General features: G+C 66.3%; 16 protein-coding genes. 7 read left to right on the top strand and 9 right to left on the bottom strand.

The genetic code is table 11. From position 1 onward, the window contains the following. The first annotated feature begins 111 nt into the window (after window positions 1-111). Window positions 112-1,449 (top strand): homogentisate 1,2-dioxygenase, encoded by a 1,338-nt coding sequence (hmgA, locus tag NCR39_RS02410; protein WP_250450501.1) that lies wholly within the window; start codon window positions 112-114, stop codon window positions 1,447-1,449. Next, window positions 1,446-2,732 carry a fumarylacetoacetase gene (gene fahA / locus NCR39_RS02415; RefSeq protein WP_250450503.1) on the top strand — a complete coding sequence of 429 codons (1,287 nt, stop codon included), beginning with the start codon at window positions 1,446-1,448 and terminating at the stop codon, window positions 2,730-2,732. Before hmgA ends, fahA begins: the two co-directional genes overlap by 4 nt. Before the next feature lie 16 nt (window positions 2,733-2,748). On the opposite strand, the gene NCR39_RS02420 is transcribed toward fahA, so the two are convergent. Together NCR39_RS02420 and NCR39_RS02425 are read right to left on the bottom strand one after the other, a co-directional pair. After that, window positions 2,749-3,939 (bottom strand): MFS transporter, encoded by a 1,191-nt coding sequence (locus NCR39_RS02420; RefSeq protein WP_250450505.1) that lies wholly within the window; start codon window positions 3,937-3,939, stop codon window positions 2,749-2,751. A 28-nt stretch (window positions 3,940-3,967) separates the two neighbouring features. Next, window positions 3,968-5,140, bottom strand: a complete 1,173-nt coding sequence (locus tag NCR39_RS02425) for an MFS transporter (protein ID WP_250450507.1) — start codon at window positions 5,138-5,140, stop codon at window positions 3,968-3,970. Window positions 5,141-5,417: 277 nt separating this feature from the next. On the opposite strand from NCR39_RS02425, the gene NCR39_RS02430 reads away from it, so the two are divergent. Further along, window positions 5,418-5,867 (top strand): hypothetical protein, encoded by a 450-nt coding sequence (locus NCR39_RS02430; RefSeq protein WP_250450509.1) that lies wholly within the window; start codon window positions 5,418-5,420, stop codon window positions 5,865-5,867. 15 nt (window positions 5,868-5,882) lie between these two features. Here NCR39_RS02430 and pdeM read toward each other — a convergent pair whose 3' ends face one another. From pdeM to NCR39_RS02455, 5 genes are all read right to left on the bottom strand, one after another. Further along, a complete protein-coding gene (pdeM, locus tag NCR39_RS02435) occupies window positions 5,883-6,551 on the bottom strand; it encodes a ligase-associated DNA damage response endonuclease PdeM (RefSeq protein ID WP_250450510.1) in 669 nt (222 codons plus the stop codon). 2 nt (window positions 6,552-6,553) lie between these two features. Next, window positions 6,554-7,153 carry a hypothetical protein gene (locus tag NCR39_RS02440; RefSeq protein WP_250450511.1) on the bottom strand — a complete coding sequence of 200 codons (600 nt, stop codon included), beginning with the start codon at window positions 7,151-7,153 and terminating at the stop codon, window positions 6,554-6,556. A 113-nt stretch (window positions 7,154-7,266) separates the two neighbouring features. Then, a complete protein-coding gene (locus tag NCR39_RS02445; RefSeq protein WP_250450512.1) occupies window positions 7,267-9,957 on the bottom strand; it encodes a ligase-associated DNA damage response DEXH box helicase in 2,691 nt (896 codons plus the stop codon). Next, complete coding sequence (locus NCR39_RS02450) at window positions 9,954-11,609, bottom strand: ATP-dependent DNA ligase (protein WP_250450513.1); 1,656 nt, start codon at window positions 11,607-11,609, stop codon at window positions 9,954-9,956. The genes NCR39_RS02445 and NCR39_RS02450 overlap by 4 nt, the downstream gene beginning before the upstream one ends. Further along, a complete protein-coding gene (locus NCR39_RS02455) occupies window positions 11,606-12,670 on the bottom strand; it encodes a ligase-associated DNA damage response exonuclease (RefSeq protein ID WP_250450514.1) in 1,065 nt (354 codons plus the stop codon). The genes NCR39_RS02450 and NCR39_RS02455 overlap by 4 nt, the downstream gene beginning before the upstream one ends. Before the next feature lie 210 nt (window positions 12,671-12,880). Here NCR39_RS02455 and NCR39_RS02460 point away from each other — a divergent pair, with 210 nt between their 5' ends. Continuing rightward, complete coding sequence (locus NCR39_RS02460) at window positions 12,881-13,378, top strand: plasmid fertility inhibition factor family protein (protein WP_250450515.1); 498 nt, start codon at window positions 12,881-12,883, stop codon at window positions 13,376-13,378. 62 nt (window positions 13,379-13,440) lie between these two features. On the opposite strand, the gene NCR39_RS02465 is transcribed toward NCR39_RS02460, so the two are convergent. Beyond that, complete coding sequence (locus tag NCR39_RS02465) at window positions 13,441-14,448, bottom strand: LysR family transcriptional regulator (protein ID WP_250450516.1); 1,008 nt, start codon at window positions 14,446-14,448, stop codon at window positions 13,441-13,443. Between the two features lie 513 nt (window positions 14,449-14,961). Between NCR39_RS02465 and aspT (NCR39_RS02470) the strand changes: the two genes are divergently transcribed. Genes aspT (NCR39_RS02470) through NCR39_RS02480 form a run of 3 tightly spaced genes read left to right on the top strand, consistent with a single transcriptional unit; the run spans window position 14,962 to window position 19,265 of the window. Beyond that, entirely contained in the window at window positions 14,962-16,644 is a 1,683-nt protein-coding gene (gene aspT, locus NCR39_RS02470; RefSeq protein ID WP_250450517.1) for an aspartate-alanine antiporter, read from the top strand. A 29-nt stretch (window positions 16,645-16,673) separates the two neighbouring features. Continuing rightward, window positions 16,674-18,365, top strand: a complete 1,692-nt coding sequence (aspT, locus tag NCR39_RS02475) for an aspartate-alanine antiporter (protein WP_250450519.1) — start codon at window positions 16,674-16,676, stop codon at window positions 18,363-18,365. A 54-nt stretch (window positions 18,366-18,419) separates the two neighbouring features. Beyond that, on the top strand, window positions 18,420-19,265 hold the full coding sequence (locus NCR39_RS02480) for an aldo/keto reductase (protein ID WP_250450521.1): 846 nt from the start codon (window positions 18,420-18,422) through the stop codon (window positions 19,263-19,265). Between the two features lie 13 nt (window positions 19,266-19,278). Here the strand turns inward: NCR39_RS02480 and NCR39_RS02485 are convergent, their stop codons facing one another. Beyond that, a complete protein-coding gene (locus tag NCR39_RS02485) occupies window positions 19,279-19,710 on the bottom strand; it encodes a hypothetical protein (RefSeq protein WP_250450523.1) in 432 nt (143 codons plus the stop codon). Between the last annotated feature and the right edge of the window lie 75 nt (window positions 19,711-19,785).

Here is a 19,785-nt window from a genome sequence, read left to right on the forward strand (position 1 = left end):
CGACATATTGATGTGCGCGGCGCGCGGCGTCGAATCAGGGTTTACGATCTATTTTCACTAAACGTAATCGGTTTAACATTCGTGAATCACGCCTTGTCGAGGACCGAAGCGATGTCCCATTTCGAAACGCACACCGACGCGAGCCGTCAGTATCAATCCGGCTTCGCCAACGATTTCGCCACCGAAGCGCTGCCGGGCGCGCTCCCGCTCGGGCGCAATTCGCCGCAGCGCGCGGCCTATGGCCTGTACGCCGAGCAGCTTTCCGGCACCGCGTTCACCGCGCCGCGCGCGCACAACCGGCGGTCGTGGCTGTATCGCATCCGGCCGGCGGCGGTGCACAAGCCGTTCACGCGCATGACCGGCGACACGCTGCGCGCGAAGCTCGTCGCGAATTTCGCCGATACGCCGCCGACGCCGCCGAATCAGCTACGCTGGGATCCGCTGCCGATGCCCGCCGCGCCGGCCGATTTCATCGACGGCTGGGTGACGATGGCCGGCAACGGCGCGGCGGAATCGATGTCGGGCTGCGCGATTCATCTGTACGCCGCGAACCGTTCGATGCAGGACCGCTTCTTCTACGATTCCGACGGCGAACTGCTGATCGTGCCGCAGCAAGGACGCCTGTCGATCGCGACCGAGATGGGCAAGCTCGATGTCGCGCCGTTCGAGATCGCGGTCATTCCGCGCGGCGTGCGCTTTTCCGTGGCGCTGCCGGATGGCGAAGCGCGCGGCTATGTGTGCGAGAACTTCGGCGCGCTGCTGCAACTGCCGGATCTCGGGCCGATCGGTTCGAACGGCCTGGCGAATCCGCGCGATTTCCTCACGCCGCACGCCGCTTACGAGGACCGCGAAGGCCGGTTCGAACTCGTGACGAAGCTGAACGGCGCGTTGTGGCGCGCGGATATCGGCCATTCGCCGCTCGACGTCGTCGCGTGGCACGGCAACTACGCGCCGTACAAGTACGATCTGCGCCACTTCAACACCATCGGTTCGATCAGCTACGACCATCCGGATCCGTCGATCTTTCTCGTGCTGCAATCCCCGAGCGATACGCCGGGCGTCGATTCGATCGACTTCGTGATCTTCCCGCCGCGCTGGCTCGCCGCCGAGGACACGTTCCGCCCGCCGTGGTTTCACCGGAACGTGGCGAGCGAGTTCATGGGCCTCGTGCACGGCGTGTACGACGCGAAAGCCGAAGGCTTCCTGCCCGGCGGCGCGAGCCTGCACAACTGCATGTCGGGTCATGGGCCGGACGCGGAGACGTTCGAGAAGGCATCGAAGAGCGATACCTCGAAGCCCGCGAAAGTCGGCGACACGCTCGCATTCATGTTCGAAACGCGCACGCTCATCAAGCCGACGCAGTTCGCGCTCGAAACCGCGCAACTGCAGGCCAACTATTACGAGTGCTGGCAAGGCCTCACGAAACACTTCAATCCGGAGCAACGATGAACGACGCGCTGAAGGCGACGCTCGCCCCCACGCTCAAGAGCTGGATCGATTCCGCGAACGATCCGGCGAGCGACTTTCCGATTCAGAACCTGCCGTTCGGCGTGTTCAGCGATGCCGTGAATGAACGTCCGCGTGCGGGCGTGGCGATCGGCGACTGGATCGCCGATCTGGCCGTGCTGGAAGACGCCGGCCTCATCGATGCGCACGGCACCTTCGCCGCGCCGCGCCTGAACGACTTCATCGCGCTCGGACGCGACGCGTGGCGCGCGGTGCGCATCGCGCTTTCCGGACTGCTCGCGAAGGACACGCCGACGTTACGCGACGATGCCGCGCTGCGCCGCCGCGCGCTCGTCCCGCGCAAGGACGCGACGATGCACTTGCCCGTCGAGATTCCGGGCTACACGGACTTCTACTCGTCGAAGGAACATGCGACGAACGTCGGCTCCATGTTCCGCGATCCGAAGAACGCACTCCTGCCGAACTGGTCGGAGCTGCCGGTCGGCTACAACGGACGGGCGTCGTCGGTGGTGGTGAGCGGCACGCCGGTGCGTCGCCCGAACGGCCAGATCAAACTGCCGAACGAGGATCGGCCGGTTTTCGGCGCGTGCCGCAAGCTGGATATCGAGTTGGAGACGGGCTTCATCATCGGGCGCGGCAATGCGCTCGGCGAGCCGATTGCGTGCGAGGAAGCCGAGGCGCATATCTTCGGCATGGTGCTGCTGAACGACTGGAGCGCGCGCGACATCCAGCAATGGGAATACGTGCCGCTCGGGCCGTTCAATTCGAAGGGTTTCGCGACGACGATTTCGCCGTGGATCGTCACGCTCGATGCGCTCGAACCGTTCCGCACCGCGACGCCCGCGCAGGAACCGCAGCCGTTGCCGTATTTGCGTCATGCGGGCGATCATGCGTTCGATATCGCGCTGCAAGTGGATTTGCGCGCGGAAGGCGCATCGAAACCGACGACGATTTCGCGCACCAACTTCAGCCTGATGTACTGGTCGATGGCGCAGCAGCTCGCGCATCACACGGTGAGCGGCTGCAATACGCGCGTCGGCGATCTGATGGGCTCGGGCACGATCAGCGGACCGACGCCGGATTCGTGCGGCAGTCTGCTGGAGAGCACGTGGAACGGGCAGCGTCCGATCAAGCTGGAAGAGGGCGGCGAGCGCGCGTTTCTTCAGGACGGCGATGAGATCACGCTGCGCGGATGGTGCCAGGGGGAGGGGTATCGCGTGGGGTTTGGGGAGTGCGTCGGGCGGATATTGCCGGCGCGGGGGTGAGGCGCGGCGTCAGCGTTCAGTCGCCGGCGGCATCTGATTGCCCGATTCCCCCGCCGACGCGCCGCTCGCACCAGACGGCCACGAGAAACAACGCGGCCGCTACCACCAGCACGCCGATCAACGCATCGGCGCCGACTCGCCGCATCAGCGTTCCCGCGACGATCGGCCCGCCGAAGCTCGCCGCGCTCCACGACGCGCCGACGATCGCCGTCGCCGACACCAGCATCGCGCCGCGAAAGCGCTCGCCGCACGCGACGATCGACAGCGTATAGATGCTGCCCGCCGCCGCGCCGATCACGAAGAGCAGCGGCCAGCATAGCCACGGATACGCGACCGCCCACGGCAGCATCGGCAGCAGCGCGACCACCACCACGCCCGCGCCCGCATGCACCTTCGCGCGCCCGACGCGATCCGCGAGCCAGCCGATGGGAAACTGCATCGTCGTGTCGCCGAGCAGGATCGCCGATGCGAACAGCACGCCGACTTCCGCGCTCACGCCATGCGACATCGCGAAGAGCGGCATCAGCGAAAGCGCGAGCGTGTCGAAAAGCGCGAAGAATCCCGTGCCGACCACGAGCGCCGGCATGCGCGGCAGCACGCGCCGCCAGTCGCCGTGCGCGCCATCGCCATCGCCATCGCCCGAGGATTCGAGCGCATGCGGCGACACGCGGATCGTCGCGAGCGCGGGCAGCGCCAGCAGAAAGATCGCGCCGCAGACGGCGAAGCGCGTCGATTGCCAGCCGCCGATCACGCTCACGAGCACCGGCCCCGCCATCTGGAACAGCGTGAAGTTGGTCGCGTAGATGGCGACGACGCGGCCGCGCGTCGAATCGTCGGCGAGCTGCGTGACCCACGCTTCGCCGATGGTGAACAGCAGCATCAGCGCCGCGCCGCACAGGAAGCGCAGCACGGCCCACAGCCACAGATCGATGGAAAACTGCATCGCGATGGTCGCGAGCGCCGCGACGATCACCGTGCCGATAATCGTCTCGCGTGCCCCGGCGCGCGCCGCGATCCGGCTCGCGAACGGCGCGATGACGAGGCCGCCGCCGGCCTGCATCGCCGTCATCAGGCCGACGATGTCGGTGCCGCGGCCCGCCTGCGTGAGTGCAAGCGCGGTAAGCGGCAGCGTCGCGCCCAACCCCAGGCCGACGACCGCGACGCTCAGGATCAGCGCCAGAAAATCACGCGAGAGAACGGCCTTCATTCCCGAACGATGCCATCCGGCGCGGAAATCAGGCCGCCTGCCCGATGGCAAGCCGCCGCGCGCGCTTGTCGAGCGTCGCCGAGAGCAGCGTGAGCGCGAGCGCGCCGCACGCCATCGACACGCCGACCCACGGCAGCGACGTCAGCGGCGCACCGGCGCTGATCGCGCAGCCGCCGAGCCACGCGCCCGTCGCGTTGCCGAGGTTGAACGCGCCCTGATTGAGCGTCGAGGCGAGGTTCGGGGCATCGCTCGCGCGGTTCACGATCAGGATCTGCAGCGGCGGCACGATCGCGAACGCGAGCACGCCCCACAGGAAAATGGTGACCATCGCGGCAACGGGCTCGTGCATCGTCGCGGCGAAGATCGTGAGAATCACGACGATCGACGCCAGGAACGACAGCAGCGAGCGCAACAGCTTCCAGTCCGCGAGCTTGCCGCCGAGCGTGCTGCCGACCGTCAGCCCGAGACCGAACAAGAGCAGCACATACGTGACCGCGTGCGGCGAAAAGCCCGTGACGTCCTCGAGGATCGGCGTGATATACGTGAACACCGAAAAGAGACTCGCCGACGCCAGCACGCTAATGCCCAGCACCATCAGCACTTGCGGATTCTTGAGCACGTCGAATTCGCGCAGGATGCTGGTTTCGCGCATCTCGATGTGCTTCGGCAGGCACACGGCGAGCGCGCCCGCCGCCGCAATGCCGATCAGCGTGACGACCCAGAAGGTCGCGCGCCATCCGGCAGCCTGACCGAGCGCGGTGCCGAGCGGCACGCCGAGCACGTTCGCGAGCGTGAGACCGGTGAACATCAGCGCGATGGCTTGCGCGCGGCGGTTCGGCGCGACGAGATCGGCGGCGACCACCGAGCCGATCCCGAAAAACGCGCCGTGACAGAACGCCGTGACGATGCGCGCGCCCATCAGCACCCAGTAATTCGGCGCGAGCGCGCACAGCGTATTGCCGACGATGAACACGCCGATCAGCCCCATCAGCGCTTTCTTGCGCGGCATTTTCGCGGTGACGACGGCGAGAATCGGCGCGCCGACGGTCACGCCCAGCGCGTAGCCGGACACGAGCATGCCGGCGGCGGGAATCGACACGGCGAGATCGCGCGCGACGTTGGGCAGAAGGCCCATGATGACGAATTCGGTCGTGCCGATGCCGAACGCGGCAATCGCAAGAGCTAGGAGAGGCAAGGGCATGGCGGGCGGCGGGCAGAGTGGCGCGTCGGCGAATTCGGACGCAACGAAGGCTCGAATTCTACCGAAAGGTCAATTTTGATGCTGGTGGAAACCCTGACATCCGCCGGTCCGGACAATGCCGGATGATGAGCGGACTTTTTTTTCATCGACGCCCGCCGCGCACGAATTTCATCGCGCCGGAACGCGCCATGCGGCGGGCGTTTCGCATAGAGCGCCCGCGCGCGCGGATCATTGCGCGGCGCGGGTGTTGGAAAAACACAGCAATTACTGAACAGACATGTCTTCAATCACCAACCGTCTGCGCGCGGGAATCGCGTGCGCCGTGCTTTTCGCCAGTTGCCTGCACAACGCCCACGCGCAGAGCGACGCATCCGGCCCCATCGCCACGAAAGCGGGCACGGTGTACTTCCTGCGCGACGAATCCGGCTTTGCCGCGATGCTCGGCACACAGGCGTTCGACCGTTTCGACGCGCGCCGCCTCGCCCATTTCGACGAAGCCGACGCCAACGGCGCGCTCACGCGCTCGCTGATGCAGACCGATGTCGGCCCGGTGCTCTACGACTTCCGCCGCAATCCGCCGCTCGTGCAGCGCTCCGGCAAGCGCATGACGGTGCAGCGCGTGTTCTGGCAAGGCGATGAAGTCGTGATGCAGACATCGCTCGGCTGGTACAAGCTCGAACGCGGCGCGCTCTCGAAGCTGCAGGCATCGACGAAGACGTATCACTGAGCGAAGTTCGACCGCTCAAACGCGCACGCCGAACACGCGTTCGCCCGCGACCACGTACACCGCTTCGCGCGCGCGGCGCACGTCGTCGTTGACTTCGAAGCCGCCCGTGAACGCGCCGAACGCCGGCAGCACGCCCGCGCGCGCGCCGAGGCGAAAGCACGGCAGCCGCACGCTCTCGATGCGCGTCGCGAGCCGATACACCGGATGCTCGTGTCCGGCGAGCGCGTAGGCGTCGTCCACCAGTTGCGGATGATGGCAAAGCGCCCACGGCCCCAGCCGATACGGCTCCTTCACCAGCTCGACGCCAAAGCGCGCCGGCAACTCGCCCGCGTGCCGGTCGTGATTGCCTTCGACGAGCACGAGCCGGAGCGCGGCGTGCCTGCCGCGCCAGGCATCGAGTGCGGCGAGGGTTTCGTCGGCGTGGGATTCGCGCGCGTGCAGCAAGTCGCCGAGAAAGACGACCGACTCGGGCCGATGCGTCGCGATCAGCGCATCGAGGCGCGCGAGGTTTTCGCCGGTCGCGCCCGCCGGCACCGGAATGCCGCGCGCGCGAAACACGGCGTCCTTGCCGAAGTGGGCATCGGCGATGAAAAGCGCTTTTTCCAGCGGATCGAATGCCGCGCGTTCCGCCGAAAGCAGCAGCGCGCGGCCGTTCACGTCGATTGTCAGTGCTTCTACTGCCATCGTCAGGAGTTGGGTTGCAGATGCAGGCCCGGCGCCGCGCGCAGCGTTTCGCCGAGCACCTTGCCCATTGCCGCGCCGCATTCCTTCGCGTGCCGCACGGTGGAAAAGCACGCGTCGCCTTCGGCGCGGATTTCGTAGGTCGGGATGGTCTTGACGCTGGTGCCGGAGGGTCTTCCGTAGGCGGCCGGGAATCGGGTGATCGACACGTCGGCCAGTTCGAGCGTCCAAGTGTAGCTGACGGGCAGTCCGTTCACCGAGCCGGCTCCTGCCGGCACGAGGCGGATGAGATGGCTCGGGCGCAATTCCAGCAGCTTGCCGCCGGCCGGACGGCTCGTCGCGGTCGCGGTGATATCGAGGAACTGCGCGGGAATCGGCGCGAGCGCGTCTTGCACGGCCGCGGCCATTCCCGTCGTGTACGCCTCGATTTCGTCGCGCACGCGCGGGTCGGCCAGCGCTTTGCTATCGACGACGATGAGCATCTTGCCCGGCGGCGTCGCCGATGCTTCTTCGAACGGATGCTGATCCAGTACGCGCGGATCGCTGGCGCAGGCCGTGGATGCAGCGACGAGGAACGCAAGTGCGAGGACGGTTCGTGTTTTCATGCTGGAGTGGGTTGGGTCGTGATGGATGCGCTCGCGCGTTGGCGCGCGAAACGCGCAGCAGCGTAGCCGCGCATTCGACCGGAAGTCTTTCGATGGAATGTGAAACTGGCCGCTTACACGCCCGCCGCTTTCTCCAGATCCGCGAGCATGCGCTCGACGCGATCCGACAGCTTCTCCGTGCTCACCTTCTCCCGCAGCCGCGCGACGATCAGCGGAAACGCGAAAGGCGTCGGCTTCTTCGGATGCGTGAACGCGAGCCGGCTTTCGCTCATGCGCACGAGCGCATCGCGCAGACGACGCATTTCCAGCTCTTGCAGCATCACTTCCTGATCGGCCTGGGCGAGCAGCAGATTGTCGCGATCGTGCTTGCGGAACACTTCGTAGAAAAGCCCGCTCGACGCCTGCAACTGGCGCGCGCTTTTCTGCTGCCCCGGATGACCCTGATAGATGAGCCCCGACACGCGCGCGATCTCGCGAAACCGCCGCGCCGACAGTTCCGACGCGTTCAGGCTCGCGAGAATGTCGTGCTCCAGATTTTCGGGCGAGAAGAGGCCGTCGGCGATCAGCGTTTCCCAGTCGAACGGCTTGGCCGACAGGAGTTCGAAGCCGTAATCGTTCATCGAAATGGAAAACGTGCTCGGCTGATCGCGCGCCACGCGCCAGCCGATCAGCGATCCCAGCCCGATATGCGCCATGCGTCCCGCGAACGGATAGCAGAAAAAGTGATGCCCTTCGCGCGAACGCACCGCCTCGACGACCAGCACGCCCGGCCCCGGCAGCGCGGACCACTTCGCCTGCAAATCGAGCAGCGGCCTGACGGCCTGCATTTCGGGCTCGTCGTAGATGCCGTCGTTCGCGCGCGCGAGCATCACGAGCGCCGCTTCCGCCAGTTCCGACGACAGCGGCATCTTGCTGCCCGCCCATTGCGGCATCGCGCCGCGCGATGAGGTCGCGCGCTTCACGTAAGCGGTCATGTCGCGCACGCGGACGAGTTCGAGCGCGCGGCCGCCGAACGTGAAGACATCGCCCGGTTTCAGACGCGAAACGAACGATTCCTCCATCGCGCCGATGCGTCCGCCCGTCATGTACGCGACGTTGATGGCCGCGTTCGCGACGATCGTCCCGACGTTGTTCCGATGCCGTCGCACGAGGTCTTCGCGCGGCACGCGATACACGCCGTCATCGCCCGCGACGACGCGGTGATAGTCCGGATACGCCGAAAGCGACGCGCCGCCGCGCTCGACGAACGCGAGCGCCCAGTCGAATTCCGCCTGCGTCAGATCGCGATACGCGTACGCCGTGCGCACTTCGCCGAGCATGTCGGAGGCCGTGAAACCGCCGCCGATCGCCACCGTCACGAGATGCTGCACGAGCACGTCGAGCGGCTTTAGCGGCATGTCGCGCCCTTCGATGCGATGCTCTTCGATCGCCCAGCGCGCCGCCGCCGCTTCGACGAGTTCGAGCGCGTGCGTCGGCACGATCGTCACGCGCGACACGCGGCCCGGCGCGTGGCCGGATCGTCCGGCGCGCTGCATGAGACGCGCGACGCCCTTCGGCGAGCCGATCTGGAACACGCGGTCCACCGGCAGAAAATCGACGCCGAGATCGAGACTCGACGTACACACCACCGCCTTCAGTTGCCCGTTTTTCAGCCCGAGTTCGACCCAGTCGCGCACTTCCTTGTCGAGCGAACCGTGATGCAGCGCGATCAATCCCGCCCACTCGGGCCGCAAGTCGAGCAGCGCGCGATACCAGATTTCCGACTGCGAGCGCGTGTTCGTGAAAACGAGCGAGCTTTGCGCGTGCTCGATCTCATCGGCGACCGGCCCGACCTGGCGCACGCCGAGATGCCCGCCCCACGGAAAGCGCTCGATGGTGTCGGGAATCAGCGTATCGACGACGAGCGTTTTCGGCTGCGCGCCGCGCACGACGACACGCGGCGTCGCCACGGAATGCAACAGCGCGTCGTGCGCGAGCGCGAGATTGCCGAGCGTCGCGGACAAGCCCCACACCTGCAGTTCGGGTCGCCAGCGGGCAAGGCGGGCGAGCGCCAGTTGCGTCTGCGTGCCGCGCTTGTTGCCGAGCAGTTCGTGCCATTCGTCGATGACGACGAGCCGCACATGCGATAGCTCCTCGCGGGCGTTCGCGCGCGTGAGCATCAGCGTGAGGCTTTCGGGCGTGGTGACGAGCGCGGACGGCATGCGGCGGTTTTGCCGTGCGCGTTCCGTCGACGATGTATCGCCGGTGCGCAAGCCGACGGTCCACGGCACGGACAGCGCGGTGACGGCGGTTTGCAGCGCGCGGGCGGTATCGGCGGCGAGCGCGCGCATCGGCGTGATCCAGAGGACGGTCAGCGGTGCGGGGAGCGGGGCGTTGTCCGCGCTTGCGTCGGCGTCGGCGTCGGCGTTGGCGGTTCGCTTGCTGCGCTTCGGCTTCGGCGGTCCCGCGAATGCGGCCAGCGCGCCGAGCCAGATCGCCCACGTCTTGCCCGCGCCGGTCGTCGCGTGAAGGAGGCCGCTCGCGCCGCGTTCGACTTCGCGCCAGACCTCGCGCTGAAACGGAAACGGCTGCCAGCCGCGTTCGCCGAACCATCGCGCGATGCGATCGGGCATCGGCTTCGCGGCCTCGATCGGGTCGTAGACGAAAGGCGCGGGCTTGAACAGCTCGGCGGCGGCATCGAGTTTCGCTTGCGCGGCCTGCGTGCGCGGGATGCGGCGCGGGCGGGGCGCGCGGCGTCGTGCGCGGCTCGCGATGTCCTGCTCGCTGGCTTCGTTCGCTTCGTCGGCTTCGTCGGCGGCGCTCATGCCGTCGCCTCGTTCAGGAATCCTTTGAGCAGATCGAGCGTGTCGGCATCTTCTATCGACTTGTCCGTGCGCCAGCGCAGCATGCGCGGAAAGCGCACCGCGATGCCCGACTTGTGCCGCGGACTCGCCTGAATGCCCTCGAAGCCGATCTCGAACACGAGCGTCGGCGTGAGGCTGCGCACCGGCCCGAATTTTTCGACGGTCGTCTTGCGCACGATGGCATCGACCTTGCGCATTTCTTCGTCGGTGAGGCCGGAGTACGCCTTCGCGAACGGGACGAGCGTGCGCACGCCGTCGGCTTCGTCCCAGACGGCGAACGTGAAATCAGTGTAGAGACTCGCGCGCCGTCCGTGGCCGGGCTGCGCGTAGAGCAGGACGGCATCGACGGAATACGGATCGATCTTCCACTTCCACCACGTGCCCGACGCCTTCGTGCGGCCGACGCCGTACATCGACGCGCGCTCCTTCAGCATCAACCCTTCGACGCCGCGCGCGCGGCTTTCCTCGCGCAACGCGGCGAGCGCCGCCCAGTCCGATGCCTCGACCACCGGCGACACGCGCAGCAGATCGACGGCAAGATCGCTCGCGAGCGCATCGAGCATCGCGCGGCGCGCATGCAGCGGCTCGGTGCGCAGATCGCGGCCATCCGCTTCGAGCAGATCGTAGGCGAGCAGCGCGGCGGGAGAATCGGCGAGCACTTTCTTCGTCAGCGACTTGCGCGTGATGCGCGGCTGAAGGCGCGCGAACGGCAACGGCATCGTCGCGCCCGGTTCCCACGCGAGAATCTCGCCGTCGATCACGGTGCCGTCCGGCAGCGCCGCGCCCAGCGACGCGAGTTCCGGAAAGCGCTCGGTCAGCAGGTCCTCGCCGCGCGACCAGATCCACACGCGGCCGCCGCGCTTGACCAGTTGCGCGCGAATGCCGTCCCACTTCCATTCGGCGATCCAGTCGGAAGGCGCGCCGAGCGTCGCCGGATCGGCCTGCAACTGATGCGAGAGAAAAAACGGATACGGCAAGCCGATATCGCTTTCGTGCGGGGTATCGACGTCATCGCCTTCGGCTGCGGGCGCGATGAGCCGCAGATAGCGCGCGGCGCTCGGCGCCTGCCGCGAATCGGTCCAGCCGACCATGCGTTGCGCGATGCGCTTGTGATCGACGCCCGCCACCTCCGCGAGCGCGCGCACCACCAGTTGCCGCGCGACGCCCACGCGAAAGCCGCCGCCGATCAGCTTCGTGAGCAGAAACCGCTCGCTCCAGTTCAGTTCGTTCCAGTAGCCGAGGAGCCGCTCGCGCAACTCGTCCGGATTCGCACCGCGCAGCGTCAGCACGCGATCCTCGATCCATTGCGCGAGTCCCAGTTCCGATTCGCGCTCGGGCGGCGGCAGCACATGCGCGATGGTTTCCGCGAGATCGCCGACCGCCTGATACGACTCCTCGAAAAGCCACTCCGGCAAGCCCGCGCGCTCGCGGGCGAATTCGATCATGAGGCGCGTCGGCACCGACTGGCGCGGCTTGCCGCCCGCGAGGAAATACGACGCCCACGCCGCGTCTTCCGGTTCCGCGTCCGAAAAATACGTGATCAGCGCTTCGAGCTTTTCATTGGTCGATGTCGTCGCGTCGAGCGCGGCGTAGAGCGTCGCGAAGCGTCTCATGGCGATGGCGTCTCCGCGGAAGGCTCGCTTGCGGCGGCATCGGTCACGGTATCGGCTTCGATCGCGTCGTCGCCGTATTCGGTCTTGAACGCGCCCGCGTCGAGGCCTTGTTCACAGAGCCATCGCACCATCGAATCGATCTGGCCGTGCGTGACGATCACGCGTTCCGCGCCCGTCGCGCCGATCGCCAGTTGCAGGCCCGGCCAGTCCGCGTGATCCGACAGCACGAAGCCGCGATCCACGCCCTTGCGGCGCCGCGTCCCGCGCAGGCGCATCCAGCCGGAGGCGAAGGCGTCGCTGTAATCGCCGAAGCGGCGCATCCACGTGCTGCCTTGCGCGGAAGGCGGCGCGACGATCAGCGCGCCCTTGAACGCGGCCTTGTCGCGCGCGGCGATCTCGCTCACGAGCCGCGTGTCCGGCAGCGCGACGCCCGCCTCGCGATACGCGCGATTGAGCGGTTCCACCGCGCCGTGACAGAAGATCGGCCCGATGCCCGCGTCGATGCCCGCGAGCAGACGCTGCGCCTTGCCGAACGAATAGCAGAAGAGCACCGACGCGCGGCCCTGGCTCGCGTTGTGCCGCCACCATGAGTCGATGCCGTCGAACACGGCTTGCGACGGCTCCCATCGATAGATCGGCAGGCCGAACGTCGATTCGGTGATGAACGTATCGCAGCGCACGGGCTCGAACGGCGCGCAGGTCGGATCGGGCTCGACCTTGTAATCGCCCGATGCGACCCACACGCGCCCGCCGTGCTCCACGCGCACTTGCGCCGAGCCGAGCACATGCCCCGCCGGATGCAGCGAGACGCGCACGCCGTTCACGTCGATGGTTTCGCCATAAGGCAAGCCCTGCACGTCGATGCCCGGCAGCCGCGACAGGAGCACGCTCACGCCGGCTTCGGCCGCGAGATAGCGCGCATGACCGAAGCGCGCGTGATCCGCGTGCGCATGCGTGATGACCGCGCGCTCGACCGGCCGCCACGGATCGATATAAAAGCCGCCCGGCGGGCAATACAAGCCTTCGGGACGCGCGACGATGAGATCGGAAGAAGTGTCCACGATTCGTCGTGCTCGCTCTGTTGCCTGCACGTTGCTCCTCGAAGTGTCCAATTGAGGCAACAAAGCACGTGACATGCCCGTCATGCCGCTTTCACGAAGAGCGGCTACGGTGTAAAAGTTTGTTTTATCGATGTGCTAATGGATGCGCATCGTTTCGCGCGGTTCAGTCGATCTGACGCGCGCCGTTATCCAGTATTTCTGGTGCTGAACATGGACACGATGGTTGCGCCGATCGCGGCGGAAGCAGTCTGGATCGTCAGGCTGAGAAGTCACCCGCAGTACGACTTCGTGCGCCTGAAGCGGGTATTCGCCAATGCCGGTTCGCGCCATCAGGTTGTGCTCGTCGACGTGAGGAAGCTCCTGCAATGCGCCGACCGCGACGACACGGATTACGTGCTCAAGGCCGTCGATGACTGGCACGCGGGCAAGGTCCGCGGCATCCGCGAGTTTCTCGATCCCGATAATCCGCGCGTGCCGGAGATGCCGTACGTGACCATTACCGTGCGGCGCTCGGGCGGGCTGCTGGGGCTTTTGGGCGTGCATCGCGAGGGGGTCGTCGCGTTTCGCAACGGGCAGCATCGCGCGCGATATCTGGCGCACGCGGGCGCGCTGTGCATGCCGGTGGAAGTGCACGAGCGCGAAGCCGATCTGCTGCGCGCGATGTGCGCCGCGCCCGGCGAGTCGAGCGCGGAATACGGCGAGATCTGACGCGGCTTCGTGCGGCTCGTGAGTGCGGCCTGATGGCGAGCCGCGCGAGCCGCACGCGGGCGTCAGTGCGTCCTCACCGCGCCGGCAACGGCGCCGCCATTGGCAGCGGCGGGCTGAAAGCCGGTCGGCGGCTGGCGGAAGATCTCGTCCGGCTTGCTCGCGCCGGTGTTGATCTCCTTGGTGAGCTTTTCCAGCGCATAGTCGATGAAAAAGCGCGTCTTCGCGGGCAGATACTGACGCCCCGGATAGACGATCGACAGCTTCATCTCCGGATCGTCGACGGAATAGTCGGGCAGGAGACGCACCAGCGTGCCGTCGTTGAGGTCGTTCGCCACGATGCCTTCGGGCAGCACCGAAAAGCCCATGCCGCGCAGCGTCGCGAGCCGGACCATCAGCGCGCTGTTGACCGAGTAGACGGGCGTCAGCGTCACCTGTTCCGATGGGCCGTGTCGATGTCGGAAGTGCCACGACGAACTGCGTATGTCGTTCGGCAGCCCGACGGAGGGCATCGTCTGCAAGTCGGACGGCGCGGCGGGCATGCCGTATTCGGCCACGAACTCGGGCGTCGCGACCGGTATCAGCGCATTCACGCCGATGGGCCGCTCGACGAGCGCCGTGCTCGTCACCATGAACGCGGCGACGATGCCGACGTCGTAACCGTCTTCGACAAGATCGACGTGACGTTCGGCCAGCGTCAGGCGCACGTTCACCTTCGGATACAGCTTGCGAAAACCGTCGATGAGCGGCGTCAGCGTGAGCAGCGACAATGCGCTCGACGCCACCACGCGCAGCGTCCCGCTCGGTTCGCCTTCGGTATGCGTGACTGCGGATTCGAGATGATCCAGTTCTTCGAGTAATGCGCGGCAGCCCTCCAAATAACGCGTGCCGGCTTCAGTCAAAGAGAGATTGCGAGTCGTCCTGTTAATCAACCGGGTTCTAAGGTGCGCTTCGAGCATCGCAATTGCACGCGTGACAAGCGCATTTGAAACGTCGAGTTGCTGTGCGGCACGCCGAAAACTCTCCGTGTCCGCGACGCGAACAAAGACGCGCATTGCATGGATTTGATTCATTGTGTTGCCCTCTCAGGTTGTGCCGCGTTGAATGTGGGCGTCGCACGGCCCCGGGTGGAACGCCCACTTTTTGAGATGCTTACACGCATAATATTGACACCTTGAAGATTTTGCAATATCAGAATAACAAATCATCAACGTGTGGGAATACTTGCCGAATGGGGTTGCTGTATCACCTGAAACGGCTCTTATGCGTGGTTTTATCTCATAAGAGGCAGAAATGTAGAGGAATTTTTGGCTTTGACGGTATGGTTTGCATGACTAAAAGCGTTTCCTAAATGCTTAACATCAGATCAAAGCGCTCGTTCGATTAATGGTTAATCCGCTTAATTAGACGCTCCTGATTCTTTGAATTAGGGGCGTAAAGTGCTATTGCTTTACCACGGGCGATAAGTGCTATATCGACGGTGAACAAAAACGATTCAAGGTGATGAGATAGAAGTGGTGGCTCACTAGCATTTCAGCGTGCGCGTTATTGCGCGCCATAATGGGGAATCGATAGGGGGCGTCACCATGCTTTGGCATCTGCTCGCGGCACAGCCGGAAATAGCACTATTTGCCAGCCTGGCAATCGGCTTTTTTATCGGATCGCTGAAGTTCGGGCCGATTCAACTCGGCGGCGTTTGCGGCACGCTTATCGTCGCGCTGCTTCTCGGACAAAGCGGCGCGCGCGTTTCGCCGGATCTCAAGAACATCGCGTTTGCGCTTTTCATCTTCGCCCTCGGCTTCACCGGCGGGCCGCAGTTCTTCGCCAACATCGGGCGCGGATGGCGCTACGGCGCGCTGTCGCTTGTCGAGGTCGTCGTCGTGGTCGCGCTCGTGCTCGGCATCGCGGCGGCGCTCAGGCTCGATGCCGGCACCGCCGCCGGACTGCTCGCGGGCGGCGCGACCGAATCGGCGGTGATCGGCACCGCGTCGGAAGCCGTGGCGCGGCTCGGCCTGCCTGCGGCGGAGATCGCGCGGCTGCAGGCGAACATCGTGACGGCGTACAGCGTGAGCTATCTGTTCGGGCTCGTGGCGATCGTGCTGTTCGCGAGCCAGGTCGCGCCGATCCTTCTGCGGGTCAATCTGCGCGACGAAGCCGAGCGCGTCTGGCGTCAGCTCGGCGGCGACGGCGCGCTCGCCGAAGGGCAGACGCCCGCCGTCTCGCCGCTCGCCGCGCGCGAGCTGGAAGTGACGCGGGCTGCGGGCATCGGCATCGGCGAACTGGAGAAGCGCTTCGGGCACAACCTGAGCGTGCAGCGCGTGATCCGCGATCGCTCGGTGCTGAAGGCGCAGCCGGCCACGGCGCTCAAGGCGGGCGACCGGATCGTGATCGCGGGGCGGCGCGAGGCGCTGGTGGAAGCGATTCCGTTCATCGGCGAAGAAGTGTTCGGCAACGGCGGGGCGGACGTCTACGTCGAAAAGCTCGACGTGATGCTCACGAACCGCGCGATGCACGGACTCACGCTCGCGCAGGCGCGCGCCCGCGCGAATCCCGCCGATGGGCGCGGCGTGTACGTCGCCGCCGTCACGCGCCTCGACAGCACCATTCCCGCGCTGCCCGGCACGCGGGTGAATCGCGGCGACGTGCTCACGCTCGTCGGCAACAAGGAAGACGTGACGCGCGGCGCGGCGAAACTCGGCTACGTGATCCCCGCGACGCAGAAGACGGACTTCGTGTTTCTCGGCATCGGCGTGCTGGTGGGCATCGCCATCGGGCGATTGTCGGCGCATATGGGCGGCATCGAGTTGTCGCTCGGCACGGGCGGCGGCTGTCTGCTCGCGGGCCTCGTGTTCGGCTGGATCCGCTCGCGCTATCCGCTGGTCGGATCGATGCCGTCGGCGGCGGCGCAGATCCTGAAGGACTTCGGCCTGTGCACGTTCATCGCGGCGGTCGGCCTGTCGGCGGGCGCCGATGCGGTGCGGCTCGTCCGCGAATTCGGCATCGCGCTGCCGGTTGCGGGCATCGTCATCACGCTCGGGCCGGCGATCGCGTCGCTCTTCATCGGACGCATGCTGCTCAAGCTCGAAGTGCCGATGCTGCTCGGCGCGATCGCCGGCCAGCAGTGCAGCACGCCGGCGATCAGCGCGCTCGTCGGCGTCACCGGAAATTCGACGCCTGTCATCGGCTACACGATCACCTACGCCATTTCGAACGTGTTGCTGCCGCTGCTCGGCCCGCTCGTCGTCGGGCTCGTGAGCAAGCTCGGCTGAGCGATTCGGCCGCTACCTGCGAGGACGCCATGGAATGGCTCCATCACGTGTTTCAGAAGTCACCGGAGACGGCGCTCTTTCTGTCGCTGGCGGCGGGTTATCTGATCGGCCAGATCAATTTCGGGAAGTTTCAGCTGGGCGGCGTCGGCGGGTCGCTGCTCGCGGCGGTCGTCGTGAGCCAGGTCGGCGTGCAGATCGACAACGGCGTGAAGTCCGTGATGTTCGCCGTGTTCATCTACGCGGTCGGCTACGACTCGGGGCCGCAGTTCTTCAACTCGCTGAATAGAAGGACATTGCGCGAGATCGCGATGGCCGTGTTTCTCGCCGTCACCGCGCTCGTCACGGTGATCGTCTGCGCGAAGGCGTTCGGGCTGAACAAGGGGCTCGCCGCCGGTCTCGCGGGCGGCGCGCTGACGCAATCGGCGATCATCGGCACGGCGGGCGACGCCATCGCGCGGCTCGGGCTGTCCGCCGACGAGACGAAGGCGCTGCAGGCCGATGTCGCGATCGCGTATGCGGTGACCTACGTGTTCGGCTCGCTCGGCGCGATCATCGTGTGCGTGAACGTGCTGCCGAAGTTCATGGGGCAGGGGCTCAAAGAAGCGTCGATCGAAGCGGAAAAGTCGCTCGCGGGCGGCGGCGCGGGCGGACCGGGCGCGGGGCAGATATCGGCGCTGCCGTCGCTCGTCGGGCGGACGTATCGCGTGACGGCGGACGTCGCGGGCCGCACGGTCGGGGATATCGAAACGCGCGAGCAGGACGCGATCACCATCGAGCGCATCCGGCGCGCGGGCCACGCGATCGAGCCGCAGCCGGACATGGCGCTCGCGCCGGGCGATTTCGTGCTCGTGGTCGGACGGCGCGACGTGATGGCCGGCGCGGCGGGGCAGCTCGGCGAGGAAGTCGCGGATACGAACGGCGTGAGCATCGTCATGCAGAAGCGGCAGGGCGTGTTCGCGATGCGCGGCATGAATCACTGGACGATGCGTGCGGTGCGCGCGAGCGTCGATCGAGGCGTGCGGCACGGCGTCTACGTGCAGGACATCACGCGCGCGGGGATGCCGCTGCCGGTGCTGCCCGAAACGCGCCTCGAACACGGCGACGTCATCACGTTCTACGGCTCGCCGCAGGACACGAAGCGCGCGGTCGAAGCCGCGGGCTACGAGCTGCCGTACTCCAACAAGACCGACTTCATCTACATGGGCGTGGGCATCGTGATCGGGCTGCTGATCGGGCTCGTGGTCGTGCGCGTGGGCGGCATTCCGGTGACGCTCGGCTCGGGCGGCGGCTGCCTGCTCGCGGGCCTCGTATTCGGCTGGATGCGCGGCAAGCATCCGATGTACGGCGTCATGCCGCCCGCCGCGTCGCAATTGCTGAAGGACTTCGGGCTCGCGGCGTTCGTCGCGGTCGTCGGACTGAATTCGGGCTTGCAGGCCGTCGTCACCGTGAAGCAAAGCGGCCTCACGCTCTTTCTGCTCGGCGTGTTCGTGACGCTGTTTCCGCTTCTTTTGACGATGCTCTTCGGCCGCTACGTCCTGCGCTACGACAACGCGGCGGTGTTCGCCGGCGCGCTCTCGGGCTCGCGCAGCGCGAATCCCGCGTTCGGCGGCGTGCTGGACCGCGCGGAAAGCCCGGTGCCGACGGCCGCGTTCGCCGTCACGTATGCGCTCGCGAACGTGTTGCTGACGCTGCTCGGGCCGCTCATCGTCGGGCTGGTATGAAGGTTCGATATTGCTCCTTGCGCCATAATCGGCGAGCGAACAAGGAGGCTTTTCATGGCGAACACCGATTCCACCGTTCAACTACCGGACGGCGAAGCGATTCCGAAGCTCGGTCAAGGCACCTGGGAAATGGGCGAGCGCCCGAACGCGCGCAAGGCGGAAATCGCCGCGCTGCGTGAAGGCGTCGAACTAGGAATGACGCTCATCGATACCGCCGAAATGTACGGCGACGGCAAGAGCGAGCAGCTCATCGCGGAGGCGCTCGGCGATGTGCGCGACGACATTTTCATCGTCAGCAAGGTGTATCCGCACAACGGCAGCGAGCGCGGCGTGCAGGCCGCGTGCGAGCGAAGCCTGAAGCGGCTGGCGACCGATCGCATCGATCTTTACTTGCTGCACTGGCGCGGCGGCGAAGACTTGCAGGGCGTGGTCGCGGGCTTCGAAAAGCTGAAACGCGACGGCAAGATCCGCCATTGGGGCGTCAGCAATTTCGATACGGACGACATGGAAGAACTCTTCGCACTCGATGGCGGCGATGCCTGCGCGACCGATCAGATTCTGTACAACGTCGCGCGACGCGGCTCCGAGTTCGATTTGTTGCCGTGGCTGCGCGAACATCGGCTGCCCGCGATGGCATATAGCCCGGTCGATCACGCGCGTCTGCCGCGCGGCGGCGCGCTGGAAGCAATCGCGTCGGCGCGCGGCGTGTCGGCGTTTCAGGTGGCGCTCGCGTGGGTGCTCCAGCAGCCCGGCGTCTTCGCGATACCGAAGGCCGCGGATGTCGCCCACGTGCGGGAGAATCGCGCGGCGCTCGACATCCGCTTGTCGGCGGAAGAACGCGCCGATATCGATCGGCAGTTCAAGCCGCCGACGAGAAAGCGCGGGCTGGAGATGCTTTAAGCGCCGAAGCCGCTCACGAGCACGCGTGATGCGCGTGCACGGAGCCGAGCACCGCGACTTCCGCCGGCGTGCGGCGCAGATCGGCTTCGTTGACCTGCTTCGCGTCGGCGAGGAAGTCATCGACGATCGACGACACCGGCGTGTTCGTCAGGCACAGCGAAACGCGCTTCGTGTCGGCATCCGCCAGCGACGCGCGCTGCGACAGGAACAGCACGCCGTATTGATAGCCGCGCACGATGCCGCGCACCGCGCCCACGCATTGGCCTTGCGCGGCGTTGTCGCTCTTCTGGCCGCATTGCTGCGCGAGCGACCACGCTGAGAAGGACGGATCGGATGCGCCGGGCGCGGGCGTCGACTGAGCGTGGGCGGCGGCGGCGGCGCAAAGCGTGAACGAAGCGGCAAGTGAAGCGGCAAGCGAAGCGGCGAGCGAGAGAGCGAGTTTCATCGGGTGCGTCCTCATTGTTGTGGTTTCGATGAGAGGCGCGAGCGCTTCTTTGGTTCCGGCATGCGTCGTTTCAGG

Source organism: Caballeronia sp. ATUFL_M2_KS44, from assembly GCF_023630965.1.
Classification (GTDB): Bacteria; Pseudomonadota; Gammaproteobacteria; order Burkholderiales; family Burkholderiaceae; genus Caballeronia; species Caballeronia concitans.